Origin of the sequence: Collinsella sp. AM33-4BH (genome assembly GCF_003469205.1) — a bacterium.
Taxonomy (GTDB): Bacteria; Actinomycetota; Coriobacteriia; order Coriobacteriales; family Coriobacteriaceae; genus Collinsella.
This window is the reverse complement of record NZ_QSIN01000007.1, coordinates 69,137-95,756: the sequence shown is the minus strand read 5'-3', so window position 1 is coordinate 95,756 and position 26,620 is coordinate 69,137. Positions and strand designations below refer to the sequence as shown.

The following is a 26,620-nucleotide window of genomic DNA, read 5'->3' as shown; positions in this document are numbered from 1 at the left end:
ACCCAAGACCATCGTTTCGATTGCGTTAAACCCGCCAACGGTCGTTTTTCACCCGCGAACGGTTTATATACTAATTAGCAAAATAAGCAACGTATAAGACGTTATAATGACCATAACGAAAAGGAGGAGGCAAGATGAATCAGATCATTCTCGCATCTCATGGCGGCCTGGCCGCAGGCGCCAAAGACACGCTCGAGATGGTTCTCGGCGACGTGTCGAACGTCCACGTCGTGTCGCTTGCTCGTGACGACAAGGAGCCCATCACCAACAAGGTGGACGCCATGATCGCCACGTTCAACGCGGACGACACCGTCTATGTGCTGACCGATATGCTCGGCAGCTCGGTCAACAACAGCATGGTCGAGCTTTCCAAGAACGGCACGAAGTTCACGGTTGTCAGCGGTTTCAACATTCCGCTGGCACTGACGCTCGCTATGAGCCCCGCCCCCGTCAAGGGTGCCGAGCTCGCGGCCCTCATCAACGAGGCCCGCACCGGTCTGACCAACCCCAACGCACCGGTCGAGGTCGCCGCGGCTCCCGCCAAGAAGGCCAAGGCGTCCCGTCACAGCTCCGGTCCCGCCAAGATCGTCCTCGCACGTCTTGACTACCGTCTGCTGCACGGCCAGGTCGTCTTTACCTGGACCACCAAGGTTCAGGCCGAGCGCATCATCGTCGTCGACAACGCTGCCGCCAACGATGACATCAAGAAGGGCGCTCTTAAGCTGGCCAAGCCCCAGGGCGTGCGCCTGAACGTCTTCACCGTCGAGCGTGCCCTCGCCAAGATGGACAAGCTCAACACCCTCGGCGAGCGCGTCATGTTCGTCTTTGGCAACACTGCCGAGATGCTGCAGTTCTGCCAGGGCTACAAGCTCGACGCCATCAACCTGGGCGCCACCGCCAACCACGACGGTGCCGAACAGGTCGGCGGCAAGGACAGCTCCGTCTTCTTCGACGCCACCCAGAAGGCCGACGTCAACCAGCTGCTCGACATGGGCATTAAGCTCTATGTCCAGCAGACCCCTACGTATCAGAGCGTCGACATCGACGCCAAGCTGTAATCAACCAGGCTTTTGCCTGACTGAAAGGAGAAGGGTATGAATACGTTCATCAGTGCGGTGCTCGTCGGCCTCGTCGGCGTGTTCTGCATGTGGGACTCCCGCCTGCTCGGCCGTCTTAACTTCGAGCAGCCCCTCGTTGGCGCTACGCTCGTCGGTCTGCTGCTGGGCGATGTGCCCACCGGCCTTGCCGTCGGTGCCGCCGTCGAGCTCGTGTCCATGGGCCTGGTGCAGGTCGGCGCCGCCGTTCCGCCCGATATGGTCCTGGGCGGCATCGTGGCCGCTGCCTTTGCGTGCCTGACCGATGCTTCCGCCGAGACCGCCATGACGATCGCCATCCCGGTCGCCGTCCTGGGTCAGCTCCTCGGCATCGTGTTCCGTTCCATCATCGCCGCCCTCACCCATGTGGCAGATAGCGCGATCGATAACGGAAAGTTCAAGACCGCCTATCGCATGCACATCTGCGCCGGCTCCGGTCTGTACGCCGTCATGTACTTCCTGCCGATCTTCCTCGCCGTCTTTGTCGGTACCGACCTGGTTCAGGCCATCGTCAACATGGTTCCCGAGTGGCTGTCCACTGGTCTTAACGTTTCGACCAAGATCATGACCGCCTACGGCTTGGCCCTGCTGCTCACCATGATGATCAAGAAGGGTATGACTCCGTTCCTGTTCATCGGTTTCCTGCTCGCCGCTTACCTCAACCTGTCCGTCATCGCGGTCGCTCTGATCGGTGTGTGCCTGGCTGTCGTCTTCATGGGCTTCAAGTTCAACGGTTCCCATGCAGCCGCCGGTGTCGATTCCGACTACGATCCGCTCGAAGACGACGAAGACTAAGGAGGAACACACTATGGCAACCGCAACCAAGGACGTGTCCCTGAACAAGAAGGTCAGCCAGTTCTTCTGGCGCTCCTGGGCCATCCAGGCCTCTTGGAACTACGAGCGTCAGATGAACATGGGCTTCCTCTACGGTATGGTTCCCACGCTCGATCGCCTCTATCCGGACGAGTCCGACCCCAAGCAGCTTGCTGCTAAGAAAGAGGCTTACCACCGTCACATGGCGTTCTACAACTGCACCCCGCAGACGAGCGCTTTCATCCTGGGCCTCGCCGCCTCCATGGAGGAGGAGTACGCCAAGGATCCCGAGAATTTCAACCCCGATTCGATTAACGCGGTCAAGACCTCCCTTATGGGCCCGCTTTCCGGCATCGGTGACTCCTTCTTCCAGGGCACCATCCGCGTTATCGCCTTTGGCTTGGGCGTTCAGCTGGCTCAGCAGGGCTCCATCATGGGCCCGATCCTGGCCCTTCTCATCTCCATCGTCCCCTCCGTGCTGATTACTTGGTTCGCAGCCAAGATGGGCTATCAGGGCGGCCACGAGTACCTGAGCAAGCTTCAGGGCGGCGACCTCATGGAGAAGCTCATGTATGTCTGCGGCATCGTGGGTCTTATGTCCGTGGGCGGCATGATCGCCACGCTGATCGGCGCCACCACCCCGCTGCAGTTCGCTGACGGCACCGTCGTTATCCAGGACATCCTGGACAGCATGATGCCCCAGATGATCTCCCTTGGCCTCACCGGCCTTATGTACTGGCTCATCAAGAAGAACGTCAACACCGGTTGGCTTCTCGTGATCGCCATCGTGGGCGGCATCGCCCTCTCCGCGGCCGGCATCCTGGCCTAGTCGCGACCCAGCGCTTCCCCCGGGGGCCTGCCTGGCATCCCATACCCCAGGCAGGCTTCCATCCCTAACATGTGACAAAGGGATAGTCCCTTTGTCACATCCTCAACGGGCCGGCGACTCGGTCCTAACTACGGTAACCCTGCGAGCGTCCGGCAATGTGACGCCGCAACAAATCGAAAGGAATGTGTCAGATGTACGAGATCGACCTTAACCTCCCTAAGCAGATCGTCGCTGACGTCCTGTCCAACCACGAGATCCACAGCGTCGCTTTCGTCGGCTGCGGTGCTTCCATGTCCGACCTTTACCCCGCCAAGTACTTCCTGGCCAACAACACGGACAAGCTGAACGTTCAGATCTTCACCGCTAACGAGTTCAACTACGACACGCCTTCCTGGGTCAACGAGCACACCTTCGTGATCACCTGCTCCCTGGGTGGCTCCACGCCCGAGACCGTCGAGGCCAACAAGACCGCCAAGAAGCACAACTGCCCGGTCGTCTCCCTCACCAACAAGGCTGGCTCCGCTCTGACCGTCGACGCCGACCACGTCATCGTTCACGGCTTCCACGCTAACTACGCTGCCAAGTGCGAGAAGCCCGGCTACGCCATCGCTCTTGCTGTCGAGATCCTTCAGCAGACCGAGGGTTATGACCACTACGAGGACATGATCACCGGCCTCACCAACGTCTTCGAGCTCTGCGAGAACGCCGCTCAGTCCGCCAAGGGCCTCGCCAAGCAGTTCGCCCAGGACTTCAAGGACGACGAGATGATCTACTTCATGGCCTCCGGTGCCTCCGAGAAGATGGCTTATTCTCACGCCGCCTTCCTGTTCACCGAGATGCAGTGGATCGACGCCGCCGCCTACAACACCGGCGAGTACTTCCACGGCCCGTTCGAGGTTTCCACCGAGGGTAAGCCCTACGTCTTCTTCATGTCCGATGGTGCCACCCGTCCGATGGACGCCCGCGCCCTCACCTTCCTTAAGCGCATGGGCGCCAAGGTCGCTCTGATCGACTCCAAGGACTACGGCCTGGCCGACGCCGTGCCCGCGAGCGTCGTCACCTACTTCAACCCGCTGCTGCACCTCGCCGTTATGCGCGAGTACGGCAACCAGATCGCCGAGGCCCGTCAGCACCCGCTGACCATGCGTCGCTACATGTGGAAGCTTTCCTACTAATCACAAGTAAGTAGACCTTACGGGTTGATTGAGAGGGGATGGGGTTTGCGCCCCGTCCCCTTTTTTGCTCTGGGGAGGGCGCGCCCGTCGCGCCGCAAAACCCCAGATAAAACCTACCAAAATAAACCTGTCCCTTTTTGGCAGGTGGGAGGAGATGCGTATGATCAAGGCAGTGCTGTTTGATATGGACGGCGTGCTGGTCGATACCGAGTGGTTCTATAACCGTCGCCGCGTGGCGTTTATGGAGGAGAAGGGGTTCCACTTTGACGAGATCCCCGATCTTTCGGGGTCTAACGAGCCTGCCATTTGGGAGGCGCTGGTGCCCGACGATATTGAGCTGCGCGAGCGTCTGCGCGTGGAGTACAAGCAGGTCTACAGCCCGGACCACCCCGTTCCGTATGCCGAGCTGCTCAACGAGCAGACGGAGCCGGTGATGCGCGAGCTGCACGAGCGCGGCGTGAAGTGTGCCATCGCGAGCTCGTCGTATCGTGAGTTGATTGACGAGCTGGTGGAGATCGCCGGTATCGCCGATGTGCTGGATTACACCATCAGCGGTCACGAGTGCAGTGCGTTTAAGCCCGACCCCGAGATCTACCTGCGTGCCATGGAGGCGCTGGGTATGGAGCCTGCCGAGTGCCTGGTTATCGAGGACTCGCCTTTGGGTATCGAGGCCGGCAAGCGCTCCGGCGCCCGCGTCCTGGCGCTGCGCCCGCACGAGGGCGTCAACCTGGATCAGTCCGCCGCTGATGCCATCATCGATAGCCTCGCCGACATTCTGACCGCTTTATAGCGTCAATTCGCTACGAGAAGTATCGTTTCACGCGTCTTTTGCGGCAGATCGGCTCATTTTGGCTTCGATTTGATCCGTTTGGCTCCGACTCGGACTAAGTGAGTAGACTTTTCGGCTCAGGCAGAGCACAAAGCGAATCTGCCTTAGTAAAACTGCAGGTCACAGAGGTGGCTGTTTTGGGTGTGCTCGACAGGTCGCGAATAGTCTACTCACTTAGATTTTGGGCTCTTTGGTTGGGGAGATGCTGGCTCGTTTTGGTTGTCGAGAGAGGGTGAATTGAGGCGCCCTCTGTCGCTCCATGTTACAATCGCCGACATGCCCCACAACTACATCTGCCTTCGAAGGGAGCCTACGTGGCGAACGCCATCGACCAGCTCACGGACCGCGTGCTCGTGCTCGGCCGCCTCACCATCGTCCGCCGCGCCATCACCGCCGTGGCGGTCACAATTTCCGCCGTTCTCCAGACATTCCTGATCCAGGCGTTCATTCAACCCGCCGACCTGCTTCCGAGCGGCCTCACCGGCGTCGCGGTCCTGCTCGATCGTGTTACCTCGCTGGGCGGCGTTCACATCGACATCTCGCTCGGCATGCTCGCGCTCAACATCCCCGTGGCGCTCCTGTGCTGGAGCGGCATTAGCAAGCGCTTCGTCATCTTCTCGATGATGCAGGTCATGCTCTCGTCGCTGTTCCTCAACGTCTTTCACTTCGCGCCGTTTTTGGGCGACAAGATCATGCTCATCATTTTTGGTGGCGTGGTCTCGGGTCTGGGCGCTGCCATCGCGCTTAAGTCCGGCGCATCCACCGGCGGCACCGACTTTATCGCGCTGTGGGTTTCCAACCACACGGGCAAGACCATCTGGGGCGTTATCTTTGGTTTCAACTGCTTTATCCTGGCGATCTTTGGCTTTATGTTTGGCTGGGACAACGCGGCGTACTCCATCGTGTTCCAGTTTATTTCGACCAAGACCATCGACAGCTTCTATCGTCGCTACGATCGCGTGACGCTGCAGATCACGACGCGCAAGGCCGACGAGGTCATGACCGCCTATGTTGACCATTTTCAGCATGGCATTAGCTGTGCCGAGGTCATTGGCGGATACAGCCGCGAGAAGATGTACCTGCTGCATGCCGTTGTCTCGACCTACGAGAGCCAGGACATTATCAAGCTGGTGTGCGACATTGATCCCGGCGCCGTGATCAATGTGTTCCATACGCTCAACTTTGTGGGCGGCTGGTGGGGCGGTCATGTCGACGAGCCCATGCCCACGGCCGTGCCCGATCCCGACAAGCCCGCGCGCATGGCCAGCAGGCAGGCGCGCCTCATCGATCAGGACAGCCTGCAACAGGACGACGGCAGGTAAGGATTTGCTGTATGCGGTGTATCGTTTTATCATTATGAGGTAACATGAAACTAGACGTTATATACGTATTAGTTATTTCAATATTTCGATAAGAGTGATTAGATATGCCTGCACCCAAAAATGCACCGCTTTACCAGCAGATTTACGACGAGATCAAGGATGCGATCGAGAAAGGTGTTTATGCACCCAAGGAGCGTATTCCGTCCGAGCTCGAGCTAGCCGAGCAGTACGAGGTGAGCCGAATTACGGTGCGTCGCGCCGTCGAGGAGCTGTGCTCCGATGGCTACCTGGTTAAGCAGCAGGGCCGTGGCACCTTTGTTTCCACGCCGCACATCAATCGCCAATTTCACGCCTCGACGCTGCAGACGTTTACCGCGCTGTGTGCCGGCAACGGCATGAAGGCCGGTGCGCACGTAATCGATCGCCAGATTGTGCCGGCGCGCCAAAACGAGATGGAGTTCTTTGGCCTGCAGAAGGATGCGCTGCTGCTGCACATCAAGCGCGTGCGTACTGCCGACGGCGAGCCCATCTTTGAAGAGAACATCTTTGTGCCGTTTGACGCCTACCGTGAGCTGTTGACGGCCGATCTTGAGGACAAGTCGATTTTTGCCGAGGTCGAGCGTGTTGGCGGAACGCCGATTGTCTCGGTTGGTTACCGTACGGTCGAAGCCGTTCGCGCCAACGCCGAGCAGGCGGCTGAGCTGGGCATTGCTCCGCACGATCCGCTGCTCAACCTGCGCGCCGGCTTTATCGGACCCAATGGCGAGCCGGTCCTGATGGGTAAGCAGTACTACGTGGGATCGCGCTACGTTATGGTCATGTAGCTCTAGTTGCGCGGTTTTCCAAACCGCGCAACGGGCCGACGCTGCGCCCTTGGTTCCGCCGTTCTAGCGAACGGCGGACCGGTCGACGCTGCAAACGCCCCTAAGCGGCAATCTGACGTTCAATCGTCGGTCGCGTACCGAAGTACGCTTCCCTCCTCTTTCACGTCACCTTGCTCGCTTAGGGGCGTTTTCGCTGACTTATGCTCAACCTGAGACGTTTCCACGCCTGTCAAGAGCTTAGCCGTTGGGGACGTTCTTAAACGACTAGTCATTCAAGAACGTCCCCAATGACTACCCGCAGAATGAGCGTGGCTGACAGCCGTACGGCAGCGGTCCGCGTGGCGGCGTATAATCGGCGGCAGATGACTTGGACGTTAGGAAACCATGACCGATAGCATGCAGCAGATGGCGCTCGACACGCTCGGCGCCTATTTTGGCTACACCTCGTTTCGCCCGGGGCAGGACCGCATGGTCGATGCGATCCTTGCCGGCCGCGACGCGCTGGGCGTTATGCCCACGGGCGCCGGCAAGTCCATTTGCTACCAGGTGCCTGCGCTCATGCTGCCCGGCATCACCTTTGTGGTGAGTCCGCTGCTGTCGCTTATGGAGGACCAGACCCGCGCACTGCTTGCGGCGGGCGCGCGCCCCAGCTATCTCAACTCCAGCCTTACGCCGGCTCAGCAAAATACCGTGCGCAAGCGGGCGCGCGAGGGTCGCTACCAGCTTATGTATGTGGCACCTGAGCGCCTGCTCGAGCCGCGTTTTCTGGCCTTTGCGCAGGAAGCTGCGGCCGAAGGCGGCATCGGCGTTCCGCTCGTGGCCATTGACGAGGCCCACTGCGTGAGCCAATGGGGTCAGGATTTCCGCCCCGCCTACCTGCAGATTCGCGAGTTTATCGATTCCCTGCCGCAGCGCCCCATCGTGGCGGCCTTTACCGCTACAGCGACTGAGCGCGTGCGTGCGGACATTCAGCAGATGCTCGGCCTGCAAAACCCGGCGACGGTGGTGACGGGCTTCGATCGCAAGAACCTCTACTTTGGCTGCGAGGAGATGGGCGACAAGGCTAAGACCGCGTGGGTGCGCGACTATGTGATCGCGCATTCGAGCGAGAGCGGCATCGTGTATTGCTCGACTCGCAAGACGGTTGATGCGCTGGCAGGAGAGCTTGCTGAGGCGTTGGGTCCCAGCGGCATTCGCGTTGGCCGCTACCATGCCGGCATGGGTAATGACGCCCGCCGCCAAAGCCAGCGCGCCTTTATCGACGACGATATTCAGGTGATGGTTGCCACCAACGCCTTTGGCATGGGCATCGACAAGCCCAACGTGCGCTACGTCATCCATAACAACGTGCCCGAGAGCATCGAGGCCTACTACCAGGAGGCGGGCCGCGCCGGCCGCGATGGCGATCCGGCCAGCTGCCACCTGCTGTGGAACGGCAACGATTTTCGCATGCGCCGCTTTTTGATCGACCGCGGCGATGCGGCCGACGAGACGCTCGACGACGAGCAGCGCGCGTGGGCGCTCCAGAACCGATATCGCCTGCTCAGTCAGATGGAAGGCTATTGCAACACCACCGGCTGCCTACGCGAATACATGCTGCGCTACTTTGGCGACGAGGCCGCGGCCGAGCATACGGCCGTGGGCGGCGCCGCCGCGGATGAGGCCGAGGGCTGTGGCAACTGCAGCAACTGCCTCACGCAGTTCGAGGTCGAGGACGTCACCGGTATGGCTCGCGCCGCCGTGCGCTATGTGGCCACGCGCCCCATGCGCTTTGGCAAGTCGCTCATCGCCGATGTGCTTCACGGCGGCAACACCGAGCGCATTCGCCAGATGCATCTGGACGAGGACCGCGGCTATGGTGGGCTGTCGAGCGAATCGGTCGGCCGCATCAAGGACATCATCGGCCAGCTGTGCGGCCGCGGTTATTTGGCCACCTCGCAGGGGCAGTACCCGGTCGTGGGCCTGGGTCCGCGTGCCGGCGAGGTCGAGGACGAGGCGTTTGCCTTTACCGTTAAGCGTCGCGCGTCCAAGCGCAAGGCCTCGGCCCGTGCTCGCCGTGCGGTGGATCTGCTGCGCGAGGAGGCCGAGCTGGATCAGCGCCCGCGCGTGGGCGACGATGCCGAGCTGTTCGAGCGCCTGCGTACCCTGCGCAAGGAGATCTCGACCGAGCTCGAGATGGCGCCGTACATGGTCTTTTCCGACAAGGCCCTGCGCGGCCTGTGCCGCCTGCGCCCGCAAACGCGCGACGAGCTGATTCAGGTCAACGGCATCGGCGAGAAAAAGGCCGATGCCTTTGGCGAGCAGTTTATGGCGGCGATTGAAGAGTTTGAGTCCGAGCATGCGCGGGATGGAGCGTAACGATGGCAACCGACGATAAAACCGACCGCGCTGGCGTATCCGCCGTGCCGCTGTACCAGCAGGTCATGGACGACCTGAAGGGCGAGATCGCGCGCGGCGTGTACGCGGCCGGCTCGCGCATTCCTTCCGAGATGGAGCTCGCGAAGTCCTACGGCGTGGGGCGCATCACCGTACGCCGTGCCATCGAGGAGCTGTCGCGCGCGGGCTACCTCAACCGCCAGCAGGGGAGGGGCACCTTTGTATGCGCTCCCAAGCTCAAGCGCAAGATTCGCCAGAAGGGCGACGTCCAGAGCTTTACTGAGGGTTGTGCTGCCAACGACATGGTGCCCGGAGCGCGCCTGGTATCGCGCACGGTGGTCGCGGCGACGCACGAGGATGCGGCGTTCTTTGGCGTGGAGCCCGGCTGCGAGCTTATCGTGGTCGAGCGCGTGCGCACGGCCGACGGCATCCCCGTCATGCTTGAGAACAACGCCTTTGTGCTCGCCGACCATCCCTACTTGCAGACGCTGGCCGATAAGGACCTCACCGATAACTCAATCTTTGCGCTCGTTGCCGAGCACTCGGGCCGCGCGCCGCTCAAGTCCGACCCCTGCACCGTGGAGATTGCGCTTGCCGATGCTCAGGTGGCCCCGCTGTTGGAGGTGCCGGCCGGCGAGCCACTCTTCTATATGGAGGCGTACTTTACCGATGAGGACGAGCGGCCCCTGCTGCTCGGGCGCCAAAAGATCGTGGGCTCGCGCTACGTGTTCGACATCTAACGTCCATAGATAGAACAACATAGAACAAATTTGCTGAAATGACTTCACCTGCGACAGCTCGCATGCTATAAATAGAACAACATAGAACGACTGCAGGTACGAGCTGCCGTCGTCCAAAGCCGCCACACAAGGAGGAGCGTCACCGTGAACGCACACGATCTGATTCAGGAAATTATCGAGCGCAAGGGTAAGATCGAGAACGTCTTTTGGATCGCCTGCGGCGGTTCGATGATCGACCTGATGCCGGCTAACGAGCTGCTCAAGCGCGAGGCCACTACGTTTGCCTCGACGGTCTACACCGCGCGCGAGTTTTGCCTGATGGCCCCCAAGAGCCTGGGGCCGAAGTCGCTCGTCGTCGCCTGCAGCCACAGTGGCAACACGCAGGAGGTCATCGACGGTTGCGAGATGGCGTTGACTGCCGGCGCCGAGGTCGTCGCCCTCACCGACTGCGAGGGCTCCAAGATCGACAACGGCAAGTGGACCACCTGGGTCTACCCCTGGGGCGAGGGTGTGTCGCAGGCCGAGGTGCCGCAGGGCATCGGCGCTCTGATCGCCGCCGAGCTGCTCGACCAGCAGGAAGGCTACGAGGCGCTCGCCGACATGTACGAAGGCCTCAAGCAGATGGATGCGCTGCTGCCCGCCGCCCGCGAGAAGGTCAACGCCGAGCTGGGCGCCCGCTTTGCCGAGCTCTGCCAGCAGCACAAGTTCTTCTATATCCTGGGGTCCGGCCCCAACTTTAGTCAGACCTACGCCATGGCCATCTGCTCGCTCATGGAGATGCAGTGGCAGCACTGCTGCTATATCCACTCCGGCGAGTACTTCCACGGCCCCTTCGAGGCTACCGAGCCCGGCGTGTTCTACTTTGTGCAGCTCGGATCGGGTGAGTGCCGCCCCATGGAGGAGCGTGCACTCGCGTTCCTCAACACGCACACCGATACGATTATGGTGCTCGATGCGCTCGAGTACGGCGTGGGCGAGGTACCTGCCAGCGTGCGTTCGTTCTTGGAGCCGATCTTCTTTTACGCGATGAGCTGCGAGCTGCGCGCCGCCCGCGGCAAGGTGTTCGACCACAGCCCCGAGATCCGTCGCTACATGGGCATCGAGCAGTACTAAGTAACGGGAAAACCATTCACCTTCGATTCGCAAGGGCGCTGCGTGAGTCAAAAAAGCGGGCCGCACCGGGGATTTCCGGCGCGGCCCGCTTAGTATCGCGTTTAGATTCGCAAGGTTGCGGCAGCCTACGGCCTACTTTGCGTCGTAGGCCTCGGCATCCCACCAGTCGAGCTGGGCGATGTTGTCGCGGATGTGCTGGCAGCTCTTGTGGAAGCCCTCGAGCTCGTACTCGGACAGGTCGAGCGTGTAGACCTCCTCGACGCCCTCGGCGCCGATCACACACGGCAGGGACGTGAAGATGCCCTCCTCGCCATACTGGCCGGTCATGAGCGTGGAGGCGGAAAGCACGGCGTGCTCGTTGTGCAGAACGGCAGCGCAGACGCGCGCGGCGGAGTTGGCGACGGCGTACTCGGTGCACTGCTTGCCCTGGTAGGTCACATAGCCGCCCTTGCGCGCGAGCTCCTCGACCTCCATGTGGTCAAAGGCGTACTTGTCGGGGTTCTCGGCCTGAAGCTCGTTGAGGCTCTTGCCGGCGATGGTCGCGGCCTTAAAGGCAGCCAGCTGGCTAAAGCCGTGCTCGCCGATCATGTAGGCGTCGATGGACTTGGGGCTCACGCCGACCTTCTTGGAGATCTCGGTGCGCAGGCGGGCGGAATCCAGACCGCAGCCCGAGCCGATGATCTTCTTGGGATCGTAGCCGGTCAGGTGCCACAGCTCGGTGCATACGACGTCGCAGGGGTTGGAGATGCTCACGAAGATGCCGTCGAAGCCGGCGTCGACGATGCGCTTGGCAAAGGTGCGGGCGGCGTCGGTGGTAAAGAACAGCTCGCCGTCGCGGTTGCCGGCGGCCAGCGCGACCTTGCCGGCGGCGTTGACGATGACGTCGCAGCAAGCCAGCTCCTCGTAGTGGTCGTAGCAGTTGACGATTTTGGTGTTATACGGGACAAACGAAAGGGAGTCGCGCAGGTCCTGGACCTCGGACGTCACCTTGGCCTCGTTGATATCGCATAGGTACAGCTCATCGGCAATGCCTTGCATAAGCAGGCTGTTGGCGACATGTGCTCCTACGTGGCCCTGGCCGACCACACCGATCTTACGCGTCTGGTACATATATGTATCCTTTCGGCCGAGTTTCTCGCATCGAACCATTGTAGCGTCCTGCTGCCACTTTGCTAAGCTAAAGTGCCGTAGATTTTTGGGACATGCTTTAATCTCTACTTTTGGAGTGATTTGGGCCGCTGACGGCATCGCTGGACGATGTGCTCGCGCGGATGGGGCCGGTCGTTGTACCATAGCTGCAACTGACTCGTAAGGAGCTTCCATGCCCATTCGCATTCCCGACGCCCTCCCTGCCGCCGCGCAGCTCGAGAGCGAGAACATCTTTGTCATGACCGAGTACCGCGCGCTGCACCAAGACATCCGCCCGCTGCGCGTGCTCATCCTCAACCTCATGCCCACCAAGATCGCCACCGAGACGCAGATCATGCGCAAGCTCTCCAACACGCCGCTGCAGGTGGAGGTGGACCTGCTGCGCACTAAAACGCACGAGGCCACGCACGTAAGCGCCGGCCACCTGGAGACGTTCTACCGCACGTTCGACGACATCCGCGACATCCACTACGACGGCCTGATCATCACGGGCGCGCCGGTGGAGCAGATGCCGTTCGAAGAGGTCGACTACTGGCCCGAGCTCTGCCAGATCATGGATTGGTCCACCACACACGTGCACTCTACGCTGCACATTTGTTGGGGCGCACAGGCCGGCCTGTACCATCATTACGGTATCCAGAAGTATGATCTGCCGGCAAAGGCGAGCGGCGTGTTCGAGCATTATCTGGTGAAGCCGCAAAGCCCGCTGGTCCGTGGCTTTGACGACCGTTTCTATGCCGTGCATTCGCGCAACACCGATGTGCGTCGCGAGGACGTGGAGGCCGAGCCGCAGCTTGAGGTCGTGGCCGTGTCCGACGAGGTAGGCCTGTATATCGTCAAGTCGACCGACAGCCGTCGCTTCTTTGTATTTGGCCACCCCGAGTACGATACCGACACGCTGCGTCTGGAGTACGAGCGCGACGTGAAGCGCGGGCTCAACCCTCAGGTGCCGGCGCATTACTTCCCGGGCGACGACCCCACCGCCGAGCCGCGCAACGTCTGGCGCAGCCAAGCTCAGCTGCTCTACACCAACTGGCTCAACTACTACGTCTACCAGACCACGCCCTACGACCTGGCCCGCGCCGGCGAGGAGCACTAGGCCGCTGTCGTGGCTGTGGCTGCGGCGGTTATCGTGGCCGCTACGCGACGAGCGTGGATAATCGGACGCATGTTGAATGAGCGTGGATAATCTCCCACTTTTGGTCGAGGAACAGGCCCAAAGTGGGAGATTTTCCACGCTCGATTTTTCTGCGGCTGTCGTAGGCGGCAGCACCACGCGTCGAGTGTTTACGGACAGCATCGCAAACTAGGTAGTTTCGAGCCACAGCATATTTTCTTTTAAGGAAATCGACGGCTTTTGAGGCATAAAGATGTGGAGACAGGGACCTCTGGACAACCGCTCTACCTGCAGATATAGAGCATTGGCCTAAAACGTCCAAAACCGTCAAGCATTTGGTCAGCTGCTGGACAGCATTTGGTCAGACTTCGCATGAAACCGTCTGGTACGTTGGCGCCGTTCCAAGAGTTTGGAGGCGACATGGCAAACATGACGGCGAATCAAAGACTTGCAGGTCACATTAAGGCATGCGAACAGCAGATGAGCTGCGTGTACGCGCGAACTGCGGCGGAGGCAAAGCAGATTGAGCGACGGGTGGCGGCGGGAAGTCTCGAGGCGGTCATGCCAGGGCTGTATGCGCGTCCGGAATATTGGTCCGAACTCAAGTTTCGGCAGCGTTATCTGCATCGGGTACGGGCGCTTGCGCAAAAGCACCCCGACTGGACGTTTTGCTCCTATACGGCGGCCGTTGTCTATGGCCTTTCGGTTTCGCATGCCAATTTGACGCACATCCATATCGCCGTGGCGCCGGCGCAATCGACGACGCCGGGCTCTCAGGTCATTCGCCATCGGTATGCTTATCGAACACGGGCAAGCCAGATGGATATTGCCGTGACCGATATCGATCAAACGATTGCGGATTGCCTGGTCGAAGCATCGTTTGTCGAAGGGCTGATCATTGCGGACTCGGCGCTCCATGAGCAGCTTTTGTCGAAGGAACATCTCATTGAGGCAGTTAACAAGCTTGGCTTGAATCGCCGCGGTGTTGTGACGGCGCGCAGGGTTGCACGGTGTGCCGACGGCCTGTCGGAAAGCGGCGGCGAGTCCAAGGCGCGGGCGCTGATGATCGAGCGCGGCTGGCAGGTTCCGGAGCTGCAAGTTGAGCTGTTCGATCCGGTTGAGCCGGGAAGGCCGTATCGCGTTGACTATTTGTGGCGCGTGGGTGACCGGTTGATTATTGGGGAGTTCGACGGATTCGTTAAAAGTGAGAAGGCGGCGGAGGAGGGCAAGCTTGCAAAGGCGCAATTTGATGAGCGTCAGCGCGAGTCGAGGCTTTCGCTGCTTGATAACTGCAAGATTGTGCGCTTGTGCTGGGATGACCTAAGGGATCCGACAAAGCTCGATCGCAAGCTCAAGGTTGCCGGCGTGCCGCGTGCCTGCTGAGACGGTTACAGGGCGTTAGGCTGCACGAGCGTGGAAATCCGGACGGACGAGCGTGGGTATTTAGACGCGCATTGGTTGAGCGTGGATTTTCGGACACACGAGCGTGGATTATCGGACGTTTGAATAATGAGCGTGGATAATCTCCCGTATTTTGCCCCAGAACAGGCCCAAAACGGGAAATTTTCCACGCTCATTTTTGTGGGGTACAGCCCGGCGGCGGTTAGGCGCTGATGATGTTGGGCAGCGGCAGGTCGTGGGCATCGGTGGGAACGTGGTCGACGCGCTGCTCGTCAAAGGCAATGCCGATGACGTGGCATGCGGGCGAAACAGTGGGCAGGTAGCGGTCGTAGCAACCGCCGCCGTAGCCCAGACGCGCGCCGGCGCGGTCGAAGGCTACGAGCGGCACGACGATCATGTTGAGAGCTTCGGCAGGCACGATAGGGAAGCGGCTGCTGTCGATGTCCGTGGCCGCAAAGGCCCGCGTGGGGTGGGCGATAAACGTAGCCGCGTCCGCGTCGCCGGCAGCAACTGCCCGCATACACATGCGCTGGCCACAAGCTGCGGCGTCTGTTGCCGAGAGCATGCACGGATAGGCCACGCGCCAGCCACGTTTGGAGGCAGCTGCGGCAAACGCGGCTGAGTCGACTTCGGAACCCATCGCGGCATAGACGGCAACGGTGTGCGATGCTGCGGCATCCAAGCGGCCCAGCAGCTCAACCAGCCGTGCACAGATATCAGCAGACTTCGCCGCCCGCAAGTCCAAATCAAGAGCATCGCGCCGAGCAATCACCGCCCGCCGCAACTCAGCCTTATCCATTCCAGCCCCCTCTCCCAAACCTACCAAAAAGGGACAGGTTTATTTTGGCAGGTTTTATCTGGGCAAATGTCGAAACCACCACAAAGGTGCCTGTCCCCTTTGTGGTGGTTTTGGCCCATGCGTTAACGCTATAACGCCGCGGCGATTGCTTCGGTCACAAACTTATTGAGTGACTCGCCCTTCTTTGCCGCCGCCAGTGCTGCCTGCTTGTGAAGCTCGGAGCCTGTTCTCACATTGAACGAGCCCTTAAAAGCCCGCTCTGGTTCCTTGCCCTTTTCGGCACAAAACTCAAGGTAATCGTCGACGGCGTCGTGGAAGCATTGCTCCACTTCTTCAGCCTTGGAGCCTTCAAATACAATTGCGTCCCTAATGCCGGCGACCATACCTGTTAGTACATGCTGCTCGGCATCGAACTCGACTGGGGCGAAATAGCCCTTGTATGCCAAAACGTTACTCATGACTGCCTCCGACATCCTGCAGAAATCGAACGATGTTTCGAATTGTCCCCGCTGTCAATTCGTCAGATGGATGAGGCGCGTGCATCACGAACATCCTGCCATCTGAGGGCCTGTAGAAGCGAATGCGCGATCCGGATGTCTTGCCTTTGCTGTCCATTTCAAAGCCATATGAGGCCATGACTTTTAAAAAATCGGCATACCGATACGTCGAAGGGCAGCTAAACAGTTGGGCGATGAGTTTATCGGCTCGAGTCATCCCGCCTCACATTCTGCAACTATATTCTAGTTGCAATTTTGATCCGATGCAATCACCCATACTATAGAACATGTGTACGTATAGAACAAGTGTTCGAACCACTACAAAGGGGCCTGTCCCCTTTGTAGTGGTTTTGCTTGCTGTGGTTAGCCCATCAGGTCGACGACGTTAAAGCCGGCGTTGCTCTTGGCGATGACGTCGCGGCCGCCAAAGACGCAGGTGGGCGACTCGGCTGCGATGCGCGTCACGTCGGTGCCGAGCGAGCGCAGCTCACCGGGCGTGGCGGCGAGCATCTGGGCGCGACGCTCCTCGCGCGCATGCGGATCGAGCCCGGCCAGGTAGGTCGTGTTGCGGCGCTTGGTGAGCGCGTACGGCTTCACCGGCGCGTCCATGCCGCTCACGCAGCTCACGATAAAGCCCTCAAAGGCGGCTTCGTCGGGCTCAAAGCTGCCAAGCCATGCACCCGCGCGCTCCACGCGCTCAATCGAAGGATCGATCGCCGGGTCGCGGTAGGTGTAGAACGCCGCCTGACGCTCACCTGCCGCGCGGAATCCGCAGCCGTACGCCCCGCCCTTCACGCGGATCTCGTTCCACAGGTAGTCGTAGGAGAGTGCGTTGGCGGCAACCGCCCAGGCGCCTGTCACGTCGAGCCCCAAGCGACGCGGGTCGCACGCGCTTGCCGCAAAGCAGATGTCGCTGGGGATGACAAAAGCCTCGTGGCGGTCGCACGGCGTCGGCACCACGAGCGCGTCGCGGCCGGCACCGGCGCCGTCGCCAGCGTCCAGCCCCAGGTCGCCCGCGGCGGCCCAGTACGCGTTAAAGTCCTCATCGCTGCCGGTAAAGCTCGCCAGACAGCCATCGGACACAAAGATGCGGCCTGCCAGCTCGGCAAGCTTGGTACGCAGCCCGTCCGCGCGCTCGTCAAAGTGGTCGAGCAGATCGCGCAGGAACAGATAGAAGTCCACGCCCGAAAGCTGCTCGCGCACCACGGCCGAAGGCGAGCTGTAGCTCATCGCGCGGCCGAGCGCCGCCGAGTGTCCGTTGTTGATAAAGCCCTGCTCAAGCCCAATGCGAATCTGCGTGAGCACGTCGCGCACGCGGTCGGCGTCGGCGTCTGCCAAAAGCGTGCTCGACCATACCTCGCGCGGCAGACTCGCCAGCGCATCGACCTTCTCGGACAGGGCGCCGGCGCTCACCAGCAGGTAGGGGCACACGCCGTCCACTTCGGGCTGCGTCATGACTTCGGTCGTAAAGCTCAAAAAGCCGAGCTTGCCGGCGAGCAAGTTGTCGAGTTCCTCGGCAGAATGCTCGCGTGTGGGCAGCTGCTTGAGCAGGCGGCAGAGCAGCGTCACATAGGGCAGGTCCTCAAATGCGACGCAGCTCAGGTCGAAATACTGCATGGCGTAGGCCAGACGGTTGGTGGGGATGCCGTGGCGCAGGCAGGGGATGGGCGCGGTCGTGTCCACGACCAGCGGCGGCTCGGGGCGCGCCTCGCCAATGTCGGACACGCGCAGGCGCGGCAGCGTGGCCTTGGCCTCGGGTGTGTCTTCCGCCTCCTGTGCGGCACGCAGCGCAGCCGTGCGCTCGACCACGTCGGCCAGCTCGGCATCGGTCATGGCATCGCGCTTGGCTGCCAGCTCGGCGGCTTCGGCACTCTCCGAACCCTCGGCGGCGTCCACCGGCATCAGCTCGACCAGCGCCATGTGATCGTTTTCCAGCACCAGCTCGCGCAGCAGGTCCTCAAAGTAGCTGCCGTCCAGCTCGCCACGAAGCTCCTCGTACACCGGGCCGTACTTGAGCGCCAGCGTCGCAGCGTCGTCATCGTAGAGCCAGGTGCTCAGCGCATCGCATGCAATGGCCACACCGTCGGCGATACCGTAGTCGCGCTGGCGCAGGTCGTATTCGTTGCTGCTGATGATAGCTTCCAGACGCTCGCGCGGAACGCCGCGCTCACACAGGTCGCGACAGGCGTCCTGGAACACGTGGCGCAGCTCGCGCGCCACGCCGGGCTGCGCGTTTTGCAGCATGATGAGCTCGTAGGGCTGCAGACTCTCGGCCGCGGTGTAGCTCACCACGTTGCCGCCCAGGCCGGCGGCCAGAATGGTCTTCTTAACCGGCGCTTCGTTGGAGCCCAGCAGCGCCTCGAACAGGATGTCCGCGGCGATTGTGCGCTTGCGGTCGAGCGCGCTGCCCAGTACCAGGCCCAGGCCCACCAGGGCGTTCTCGGGCGTGGTGGCCATCTCGACGCGCTTATACTCGCAGGTCACGGGCGCCTGCACGCCCAGCGGATTGGGCGCCAGCGTGGACGGGTCCTCGCCGGCGGCAACGGCTGCGTCCATGCGGCGGCTCGCGGCGCTCGGCTGCGACAGGTAGCGCTCGTCCAAAAAGGCCAGTGCGCGGTCCACGTCCAGGTCGCCGTAGAGCGTGATATAGGAGTTGGAAGGATTGTAGTGGCGCGCGTGCGTGTCCAGGAACTGCTCGTAGGTGAGCGCGGGAATCGCGCGCGGGTCGCCGCCGCTCTCGTGCGCATAGGCGGTGTCGGGATAGAGCGCGGCGTTGACGGCGTCGTCCAGCACGCTCATGGGGTCGGACAGCGCGCCCTTCATCTCGTTGAACACCACGCCGTTATAGCGCAGTGTGCCCTCGCGCAGGCTCGCGGGGCCGCCGTCGCCCTCGCTCTCGGCACCTTCTGGCAGGTCCAGCTCGTAGTGCCAACCCTCCTGCTCAAAAATGGTGGGCTTGGTATAGATGGCCGGGTTGAACACCGCGTCCAGGTACACGTCCATCAGGTTGTACAGGTCCTGCTCGTTGGTGGTGGCAACGGGGTAGATGGTCTTGTCGGGGTAGGTCATGGCGTTGAGGAACGTCTGCATGGAGCTCTTGATCAGATCGACAAACGGCTCCTTGACGGGGAACTTGGCCGATCCGCACAGCACCGAGTGCTCAAGAATATGGAACACGCCGGTGGAATCGGCCGGCGGCGTCTTAAAGCCAATGGCAAAGGCCTTGTTTTCGTCGTCGCACGCTAGGTGCAGCAGGCGAGCGCCCGAGGCGGTGTGGCGCAGCACGTAAGCGTCTGCGTCGAGCTCGGGCACGGTCTCGCGGCGTTCGACGGTAAAGCCGTGGCAGGTGGTTCCGGGCACCAGCAGCGCGGCGGCAGCGGCGCGCGGGTCGGTTGAGGTAGTGGACATATGCAGTCTCCTTTGACGCCCCAACGGGGGCGAATCGAGTCGAATCTCCGAGAGTATACCCATATGGGGCCTTCGACCAATCTGCCGGATGAGCGTGGATTTTCTGGCACACGAGCGTGGAAATTCGGACGTCTGCCGCACGAGCGTGGATTTTCGGACGAAATCGGCCGCCAAAAGCCCAAAAACCGTCCAAATATCCACGCTCGCGCGTCAAGTACGTATCTCTCACCTCACATTCATCTCTACGACGAGGGATGAATGTGAGACAGGTATAAGATAAAAATCAATCGGCTTATCGGATGCATATACCGCCATCAGATTGAAGCTGTATGCGGAAATGGATGGACTCTACACCGCTTACGCAAAATAACCCCTCGTTTGCTAAAACATTATAGGAAATGGCGTGGAGTGCTAAAAAGTTCTAATACAATATAAGTCATTTATCTATAGGCTGCTGATTCCTTGTAAAGGTATGGTTGATATGGTTGAGGCAAATAGCGTTATCCCCCTGTACAAACAGATTGTTCGTGCGCTTTCTGATTCAATCGCCAACGGCACGTACCGCCCGGGAGATAAGCTTCCGACCGAGGCGGAGCTTATCGAGCAATTTGGCGTGAGCCGAATAACGGTTCGCTCCGCAATTAAAGAAATGGAAGATGCTGGGCTTGTTGAGAGGGCCCGCGGCAAGGGCACGTTCGTTTCGTCGGACACGCAGATGTATGCCGCGGACGACCGTGAGAGCTTTACCCATTCGTGCCAGCTTGCGGGCAAACAGGCGTCTACCAGGGTTCTCGAAATGGGCTGGGACTTCCCAAGTCTGCGAGACGCGAAGTTCCTGGGCGTAGACGATACCCAAAAGGTATTGCGTAGCCGTCGTCTGCGCCTTGTGGATGGCAAGCCCACGATGCTGGAAACCAATAGCTATTCCGCTGCGCTTTCTTTTTTGGAGCATGAGTCCCTCGATGATTCGCTGATGGCGGTACTCGATCGCCAGGGGATCAAGATGGGTCCCAACACGCGTACGCTCGAGGTCTGCTATGCGAGCGAGCTCGAGGCGGCATACCTTAACGTGGAGCTGGACTCTTCGCTGCTTCTGTTTGTCGATAGACGTTATGCCCCAAGTGGCGAGCCGCTTTTCATCTCCCGTCAGGTGTACTGCACCGAGCGACTGAAGTTCTATTTGTAAATTAGCGATAGATTGGTCGATTTACCGACCAATTGTTACCGTTCGCGGATTTGGAAAATAGACACACCACGTAGGGTAGATTGCTAATATACTTTGTTATGACAATATAGTACGTCCTATTGGTATTGGAGAACTATGAATAAGATATTGCTAGCGAGTCATGGTTATCTCGCCCAAGGCATGAAAAGCTCTCTGGAGATTCTGATGGGCACCAACGACCGAATCGAGTGCCTGTGCGCCTATGTCGATGACGATTCAAGGGACGTCGCGGCGTTGATTGATGCATGGATGGAGACGAGGGACCCTGCCGACTCTTGGTTTGTCGTGACTGACATCTTTGGCGGCTCTGTAAACAACGAATTCATTCAGAGACAGACCACCGGATCGTTCACGTTGATTACCGGAATGAACTTGCCGCTGCTGGTGGAAATGGTTACACAGCTGGATTCCCTGGATGCGGACAAGGCCAAAGCCGCGGTCGAGGGGTCGCGTTCGTATATTCAGCTTTGCGAGGCGGCGGACATGCTTACCGGCGCCGAGGAAGAAGAGTTCTAGTTAGTTCTGGTTCGAGCCCTAGCTAAGGGCCACACCTGTCATTCCCTTTATCACGTGCGGAGATGATAACGATGATTAAGCTTACGAGAGTTGATTACCGACTGATTCACGGCCAAGTTGCCATGTCCTGGACTCACGCTTTGGATGTGGATTGCATCCTGCTTGCCAGCGATGCTGTGGCAAAAGACGACATGAGGAAGGCGGCCTTGAGGCTCGCCCGCCCCAACGGCGTTAAACTCGTCATCAAGGATGTTGACGCCGCTATCGAGGCGCTCAACAGCGGCGTTACCGACAAGTACTCGCTGTTTATCATCACTGAGACGATTGAAGATGTCTATCGTCTCGCTAAGGGTTGCAAAGACATCAAAGAGATCAATCTGGGTGGAACCCGAAAGACCCCTGAGACCACGCTTCATCCGACCCCTGCGATCTTTGCGACCGAGAAAGATGCCGAGCATATCCAAGAGCTCCTGGGCGATGGCGTGGCCATCGAAATCCGTCAGGTTCCCAATGACGCTAAGGTGTTTGCCAAGGACGTTTTCTAGCCGGAAACACGTTGATGCTCGGCATTTATTGAACCAATGCTCTATGCCTATGCCCGTCGATCATTTGATCGGCGGGCTTTTTATTAAAGAAAAATCAGAAAAATCTGAAATAGTTCTTGCATAGTTAGTTATATAAAGTATTATAACGTCATGGGATGAATGAAGGGTTCATCCAAGTGAGTTAGGAGTAAGGGATGTTCAATTTCGATGAGCCTCGTTACGAGAAGGTTGTGAGCGATGCCCTCGCTCTCCGTCCTCAGATTGAGGCTGCCGTGGACGAGGTCTGCGAGCAGGGTTATTCCAACATCTTCTTCATCGGCTGCGGCGGCACCTGGGCCCACACGCTCCCGATGAAGTACTGGGTCGAGACCACCACGGCTGACGTCGACATCCACTGCGAGATCGCCGCCGAATTCCTCGCATGCCCGCCCAAGACCTTCAACAAGGACTCGGTCTGCGTCTTCTCCACCCGCACCGGCACCACCCCCGAGATCATCGAGGCCGCCAAGTTCTGCCAGGAGCAGGGCGCCCGCACGCTGATGTATGTCTCCAACGACAACACCCCGGCAACCGAGTACGCCGATTACAAGTTCTTCAGCTTCGCCGAGGACGACGTCCTGTGCGAGGCCATCTACACCTACCAGATCACGCTGGTCGCCCGCTTCCTCAAGAACGTCGGCGCCTTCCCCAAGTACGACACCTTCATGGAGGAGTTCGGCAACATCGCCCCGTTCCTCATCAAGGCCAAGGACGCCCAGGACGAGCGCTGCGCCGCCATGGCCGAGGACTTCAAGGACCTCGACTACCACATGGTGATCGGCTCCGGCATGCTCTGGGGCGAGGCGTACGACTACGCCATGTGCATCCTCGAGGAGATGCAGTGGATCAAGACCAAGTCCATCCACGCCGCCGAGTTCTTCCACGGCACCATCGAGCTGTGCGAGGAGGGCACGAGCCTCATCATGCTCTACGGCGAGGACGACACCCGTAAGCTCATGGACCGCGTGGACAACTTCACTCACATGCTCGCCGACGAGAAGGGCGTCAACGTCCGCGTGAACAAGTTTGACACCGCCGAGGTCGAGCTGCCGTTCAGCGACCCCGAGTTCCGCAAGATCGTCTCCCCGATGGTCACCTACACCATCACCGAGCGCCTGAGCTGCCATCTCGAGCACGTCCGTAACCACCCGCTCACCACGCGTCGCTACTACCACCAGATGAACTACTAATCCTCTCAAATTGCTGCGGTTGTCTGCAGGCGAGCTGCGCAGAATGCCTCGCCTGCAGACCTGTTTCTGGGGTTGATCGAAATGGTTGTCCAGTATCTTCTAGTTGCACTGGTCGCATTTATTGCGTCCATGGACGAGCAATTATTTGGCATTACGATGCTTGGTCGTCCGCTGTTTACGAGCCTGTTTGTCGGCTTGATCCTTGGCGATGTCCAGCAGGGCGTTATCGTCGGCGCTGCTTTGGAGTCCATGTTCATGGGTGCCATCATGGTCGGCGCGGCGGTTCCTCCCGAGGTCTATGCCTCCGGCGTGCTTGGCTGCGCGTTTGCCGTCATTACGGGTACGGGCACGGCAACTGCCGTCGCGCTCGCCCTTCCCGTCTCCGTCTTCCTTCAGGTGTGGCGCAACTTCTGCTACGCCGTTCCGGGTGCCTTTGCCTGCAAGAAGATTGAGACCGCTCTGGCAAATCGCGATCTTGCCAAGGCGAATCTGTACCATCTGACCATCGTGCCGCTGTCGATTGGCATTCCGTCTGCACTGTTGGTGTTTGGCTCGCTGTTCTTTGGCGCCGACCTTATCAACAATGCGCTCAACGCGATTCCGCAGTTTGTGATGGACGGCCTCAACGTTGCGTCCGGCGTCATGGTCTGCATCGGCTTCGCTCTTCTTATCAGGACCATGGGCGATAACAGGCTCCTTCCCTGGCTGTTCCTGGGCTTCATTATGGTCATCTACCTCAAGATGGACGTGGTCGGCGTCGCCGCAGCTGCCATTTGCGTCGCGCTGCTCCTGGCCTTCCGCGAGGGCTCGTCCGGTCCGCAGACGGTTGCTGCAGATGAAGAGGAGGACTTCTAATGGCTATCCAGAACACCGACCTCAAAGAGGCCAAGAAGGACGCGATTATGACTCCCGATATGTATCGGAGCATGTTCCTTCGCCAGTTTACGAGCCAGTGCTCGCAGTCGTACGACAAGATGATGGCAATGGGCTTCATGTACACCATTCAGAAGCCCCTGCGAAAGATCTATCCCAACGACGACGATTACTATGCGGCGCTCGATCGCCATACCGAGTTCTTTAACATCACGCCTCATGTGCTTCCGTTTGTAGCCGGCCTAACGGTTTCGATGGAAGAGCAGGCGGCTGCCGATAAGAACTTCGACACGTCCTCGATTAACGCCATGAAGGTTGGTCTCATGGGACCGCTTTCCGGCATTGGCGATTCGTTCTACTGGGGAACGTTCCGCGTGGTTGCCGCCGGCATTGGTATCGGCATCGCTTCGACGGGCAACCCGCTCGGCCCCATCGTGTACGCGCTCATCTACTCCGTGATTAACTTTGCAACGCGTATCGTCGCCACCCATCTGGGATACGACCTGGGAACCAAGTTTTTGCAGCAGTCCGAAGAGAGCAACCTTATGTCTCGCATGACGCATGCTGCCGGTGTCCTCGGAATGACCGTCATTGGCGCGATGATTGCGGCACAGGTCTCACTGTCCACTGCTTTGACCTTTGACGTGGGTGGTTCGGAGATTGTCCTGCAGGATCTGTTCGATTCGATCTTCCCCGGTCTGCTGCCCTTGCTGGCAACCTTTGCCTGCGTCGCCCTGTACAAAAAGGGCGTCAAGACCATTTGGATCATCTTGGGCATCTTTGCAATCTGCATCATCGGAACGGGCTTGGGAGTGTTCGCAGCGGCGTAATGTTGACTGCTATGCTCGCGCGCTCGATAACTAACTGACCGTTTGAAAACGGGGCTCGGCGTAAGGCCGGCCCCGTTTTTTGTTCGAGGGATTTTCCGATCGTCCAAAAATCCAGGCTCATGCATCACTCACGCATCTCTCGTCTCTCACTCATCTCTAAGCTGAGAGATAAATGAGAGACGAGAGATAATTACGAGAGATAGCCCAGCAGCAAAGAGACAAGCAACCATGGTATTGTCTCAATATCGATTGCTCCACCAGCAAAAACATGATTTAATGAAGCGGGTAGAGATATCTTATCTCTCATCTTTCACTCGTATCTAATACGAGAGATAATAGAAAGATGAGAGATAATTACGAGAGATAACTGAGAGACGAGGGAAATCCGTCTGTGGCATTCTCCGCAGGACCGAGCGAAGGGACGTGCAGATGAACGAAAACGAGCTGGCCGGTTTGCTCGAGTCTTTAAAGCGCATGGGTTCGGATGACTTTAGCGTCGAAGTAAAGGAGAGCGCCACGACGCTTTCCCGCGACGTATGGGAAACGGTCAGCGCTTTCGCAAACACCGCCGGCGGCATCATCGTACTCGGAGTGAGCGAGCGCGCGGGTTTTGTCCCAGTTACAAACTTTGAGACCGAGAAAGTGCTCAACCAATTCGTGGCGGGCATGGGCGATGCCGGCGGTCGTGGAAAGCTGGCCAATCCGCCCAAATACACCATTGAGCGCGTGGAGCTTCGGGGTACCGTTGTTCTCGTCATCACAATCGAGGAGCTCGACCCGTCTAGCAAGCCTTGCTATGTAATAGAACGGGGCGCCCAGGGCGGCAGCTACAAGCGCATCGATGACAAAGACGTGCCGCTTTCGTCGACCGAGGTTTTGGCGCTTTCGTCATACGAACGGACGAGTCCTAGCGATCGCGATACGGTGCCCGGCACGAGTGTGGGCGATCTCGACGAGTCGATGGTCGACCGCACGATAGAGCGTGCCTATTCGCTGACGCCTCGAGCGATGCGCGGTGCGGCGGACAAGAAGACAAAGATGGAGCGTCTGAATTTCCTCGACTTCCAGGGCAATGTTACCAAGGCCGGCCTCCTTGCCGCGGGCGTTTACCCTCAGCAGTTCTATCCCAAGCTCTTCATTGATGTGGCTGTCCACGTGGGAACTCAAAAGGGAGCTGCGGGGCCACTAAGGTTTATGGACCGCACAGTCTGCGAGGGCACCCTAGGCGAGATGATTTCGGATGCCGTCGCAGCTGTCGCCAAAAACCTGCGCCGCATCTCGACCGTCCAAGGCGTCTCGCGTATCGACTCGCTGGAGATCCCCGAGGAGGTCCTGCGCGAGGCAGTCGCCAACGCGGTTATCCACAGGGAATACGGGGATCGGTTCTGTGGGCAATCGATCGCCGTCGACGTCTTTGACGATCGTGTCGAGGTGACGAATCCTGGCGGCCTTTACGGGGGAAAGACTCGAGAGAACTTGTTTGACGGCAGCTCCCGATGCCGTAACGCGACGCTCGTGAAACTCATGTCGATTGTCCCGCTTCCGGATGGCGCAGGTTCGCCGGCTGAGGGCAATGGCTCGGGCATCCCGATGATGATCGATGCCATGCGCGCGCATGGTCTGGCCGAGCCCCTGTTCTGCCCGGGGTTCGATCGGTTCAAGGTCGTACTTTACCGTTCAAAGATCGAGCCGGTCGATCATGGCGGAGGCTTAATTGTGACGGCACTCAAACACTACGGCGAGCTGGGGACGCGTGAGCTGGCAAAACGCACGGGGCTTACAATTTCCCAGGTTAGGTCGCGCGTCAACGCGCTCATTGCTCAAGGCGAGCTTGAGCCCACGGCGCCGTCGACAAGCCGCAACCGCAAATATCGACTGTCAGAGCGCGTGGAATAAATGCGTTAGTGGACGAGGCG

The 26,620-nt window shown here is 59.6% G+C and carries 24 protein-coding genes; 19 read left to right on the top strand and 5 right to left on the bottom strand.

Translation table 11 applies throughout. The annotated features are described in order from the left end of the window. Nucleotides 1-134: 134 nt before the first annotated feature. The 10 genes from DW821_RS06670 to DW821_RS06625 all read left to right on the top strand — a co-directional run bounded on the left by DW821_RS06670 (nt 135) and on the right by DW821_RS06625 (nt 11,115). The gene (locus DW821_RS06670; protein ID WP_117640938.1) at nt 135-1,058 is read left to right on the top strand and encodes a PTS mannose/fructose/sorbose transporter subunit IIAB; all 924 of its coding nucleotides are present in this window, start codon (nt 135-137) and stop codon (nt 1,056-1,058) included. A 36-nt stretch (nt 1,059-1,094) separates the two neighbouring features. Beyond that, nucleotides 1,095-1,889, top strand: a complete 795-nt coding sequence (locus DW821_RS06665; RefSeq protein ID WP_006235136.1) for a PTS sugar transporter subunit IIC — start codon at nt 1,095-1,097, stop codon at nt 1,887-1,889. A gap of 13 nt (nt 1,890-1,902) precedes the next feature. Then, nucleotides 1,903-2,736 carry a PTS system mannose/fructose/sorbose family transporter subunit IID gene (locus tag DW821_RS06660; RefSeq protein WP_118066172.1) on the top strand — a complete coding sequence of 278 codons (834 nt, stop codon included), beginning with the start codon at nt 1,903-1,905 and terminating at the stop codon, nt 2,734-2,736. Between the two features lie 191 nt (nt 2,737-2,927). Next, entirely contained in the window at nt 2,928-3,911 is a 984-nt protein-coding gene (locus DW821_RS06655; RefSeq protein WP_233502903.1) for an SIS domain-containing protein, read from the top strand. A 160-nt stretch (nt 3,912-4,071) separates the two neighbouring features. Further along, a complete protein-coding gene (locus DW821_RS06650) occupies nt 4,072-4,701 on the top strand; it encodes an HAD family phosphatase (RefSeq protein ID WP_158567552.1) in 630 nt (209 codons plus the stop codon). A 353-nt stretch (nt 4,702-5,054) separates the two neighbouring features. Then, a complete protein-coding gene (locus tag DW821_RS06645) occupies nt 5,055-6,062 on the top strand; it encodes a YitT family protein (RefSeq protein WP_118066168.1) in 1,008 nt (335 codons plus the stop codon). A gap of 104 nt (nt 6,063-6,166) precedes the next feature. After that, on the top strand, nt 6,167-6,886 hold the full coding sequence (locus tag DW821_RS06640; RefSeq protein ID WP_117583850.1) for a GntR family transcriptional regulator: 720 nt from the start codon (nt 6,167-6,169) through the stop codon (nt 6,884-6,886). A 384-nt stretch (nt 6,887-7,270) separates the two neighbouring features. Beyond that, nucleotides 7,271-9,244, top strand: a complete 1,974-nt coding sequence (locus DW821_RS06635; protein WP_117583849.1) for an ATP-dependent DNA helicase RecQ — start codon at nt 7,271-7,273, stop codon at nt 9,242-9,244. A gap of 2 nt (nt 9,245-9,246) precedes the next feature. Next, nucleotides 9,247-10,002, top strand: coding sequence for a GntR family transcriptional regulator (locus DW821_RS06630; protein ID WP_118066166.1), 756 nt, complete (start codon nt 9,247-9,249; stop codon nt 10,000-10,002). Between the two features lie 144 nt (nt 10,003-10,146). Then, on the top strand, nt 10,147-11,115 hold the full coding sequence (locus DW821_RS06625) for an SIS domain-containing protein (protein WP_117629031.1): 969 nt from the start codon (nt 10,147-10,149) through the stop codon (nt 11,113-11,115). A gap of 132 nt (nt 11,116-11,247) precedes the next feature. Here the strand turns inward: DW821_RS06625 and DW821_RS06620 are convergent, their stop codons facing one another. Next, on the bottom strand, nt 11,248-12,225 hold the full coding sequence (locus DW821_RS06620) for an L-lactate dehydrogenase (protein ID WP_118066164.1): 978 nt from the start codon (nt 12,223-12,225) through the stop codon (nt 11,248-11,250). 211 nt (nt 12,226-12,436) lie between these two features. Between DW821_RS06620 and metA the strand changes: the two genes are divergently transcribed. After that, a complete protein-coding gene (metA, locus tag DW821_RS06615) occupies nt 12,437-13,363 on the top strand; it encodes a homoserine O-succinyltransferase (protein ID WP_117629029.1) in 927 nt (308 codons plus the stop codon). A 438-nt stretch (nt 13,364-13,801) separates the two neighbouring features. Further along, nucleotides 13,802-14,764 (top strand): hypothetical protein, encoded by a 963-nt coding sequence (locus tag DW821_RS06610; protein ID WP_118066162.1) that lies wholly within the window; start codon nt 13,802-13,804, stop codon nt 14,762-14,764. 220 nt (nt 14,765-14,984) lie between these two features. Here DW821_RS06610 and DW821_RS06605 read toward each other — a convergent pair whose 3' ends face one another. From DW821_RS06605 to DW821_RS06590, 4 genes are all read right to left on the bottom strand, one after another. Beyond that, on the bottom strand, nt 14,985-15,581 hold the full coding sequence (locus tag DW821_RS06605) for a 5-formyltetrahydrofolate cyclo-ligase (protein ID WP_118066160.1): 597 nt from the start codon (nt 15,579-15,581) through the stop codon (nt 14,985-14,987). A gap of 128 nt (nt 15,582-15,709) precedes the next feature. After that, the gene (locus DW821_RS06600; protein WP_117629027.1) at nt 15,710-16,039 is read right to left on the bottom strand and encodes a type II toxin-antitoxin system HicB family antitoxin; all 330 of its coding nucleotides are present in this window, start codon (nt 16,037-16,039) and stop codon (nt 15,710-15,712) included. Beyond that, entirely contained in the window at nt 16,032-16,295 is a 264-nt protein-coding gene (locus DW821_RS10435) for a type II toxin-antitoxin system HicA family toxin (RefSeq protein ID WP_117629026.1), read from the bottom strand. The genes DW821_RS06600 and DW821_RS10435 overlap by 8 nt, the downstream gene beginning before the upstream one ends. A 146-nt stretch (nt 16,296-16,441) precedes the next feature. Beyond that, nucleotides 16,442-19,486, bottom strand: coding sequence for an insulinase family protein (locus tag DW821_RS06590; protein WP_118066158.1), 3,045 nt, complete (start codon nt 19,484-19,486; stop codon nt 16,442-16,444). Between the two features lie 481 nt (nt 19,487-19,967). Here DW821_RS06590 and DW821_RS06585 point away from each other — a divergent pair, with 481 nt between their 5' ends. The 7 genes from DW821_RS06585 (at nt 19,968) to DW821_RS06555 (ending at nt 26,600) form a co-directional block, all read left to right on the top strand. Then, entirely contained in the window at nt 19,968-20,672 is a 705-nt protein-coding gene (locus DW821_RS06585) for a GntR family transcriptional regulator (protein WP_117563729.1), read from the top strand. Nucleotides 20,673-20,807: 135 nt separating this feature from the next. Next, nucleotides 20,808-21,227, top strand: coding sequence for a PTS sugar transporter subunit IIA (locus DW821_RS06580; protein WP_118066156.1), 420 nt, complete (start codon nt 20,808-20,810; stop codon nt 21,225-21,227). 71 nt (nt 21,228-21,298) lie between these two features. Then, nucleotides 21,299-21,772 carry a PTS sugar transporter subunit IIB gene (locus DW821_RS06575; protein ID WP_117634363.1) on the top strand — a complete coding sequence of 158 codons (474 nt, stop codon included), beginning with the start codon at nt 21,299-21,301 and terminating at the stop codon, nt 21,770-21,772. Nucleotides 21,773-21,966: 194 nt separating this feature from the next. After that, nucleotides 21,967-23,001 (top strand): SIS domain-containing protein, encoded by a 1,035-nt coding sequence (locus DW821_RS06570; RefSeq protein WP_118066154.1) that lies wholly within the window; start codon nt 21,967-21,969, stop codon nt 22,999-23,001. 81 nt (nt 23,002-23,082) lie between these two features. Beyond that, nucleotides 23,083-23,856 carry a PTS sugar transporter subunit IIC gene (locus DW821_RS06565; protein WP_118066152.1) on the top strand — a complete coding sequence of 258 codons (774 nt, stop codon included), beginning with the start codon at nt 23,083-23,085 and terminating at the stop codon, nt 23,854-23,856. Further along, on the top strand, nt 23,856-24,704 hold the full coding sequence (locus tag DW821_RS06560) for a PTS system mannose/fructose/sorbose family transporter subunit IID (RefSeq protein ID WP_187364968.1): 849 nt from the start codon (nt 23,856-23,858) through the stop codon (nt 24,702-24,704). Before DW821_RS06565 ends, DW821_RS06560 begins: the two co-directional genes overlap by 1 nt. 429 nt (nt 24,705-25,133) lie before the next feature. Next, complete coding sequence (locus DW821_RS06555; RefSeq protein WP_118066150.1) at nt 25,134-26,600, top strand: ATP-binding protein; 1,467 nt, start codon at nt 25,134-25,136, stop codon at nt 26,598-26,600. The last annotated feature ends 20 nt before the right edge of the window (nt 26,601-26,620 follow it).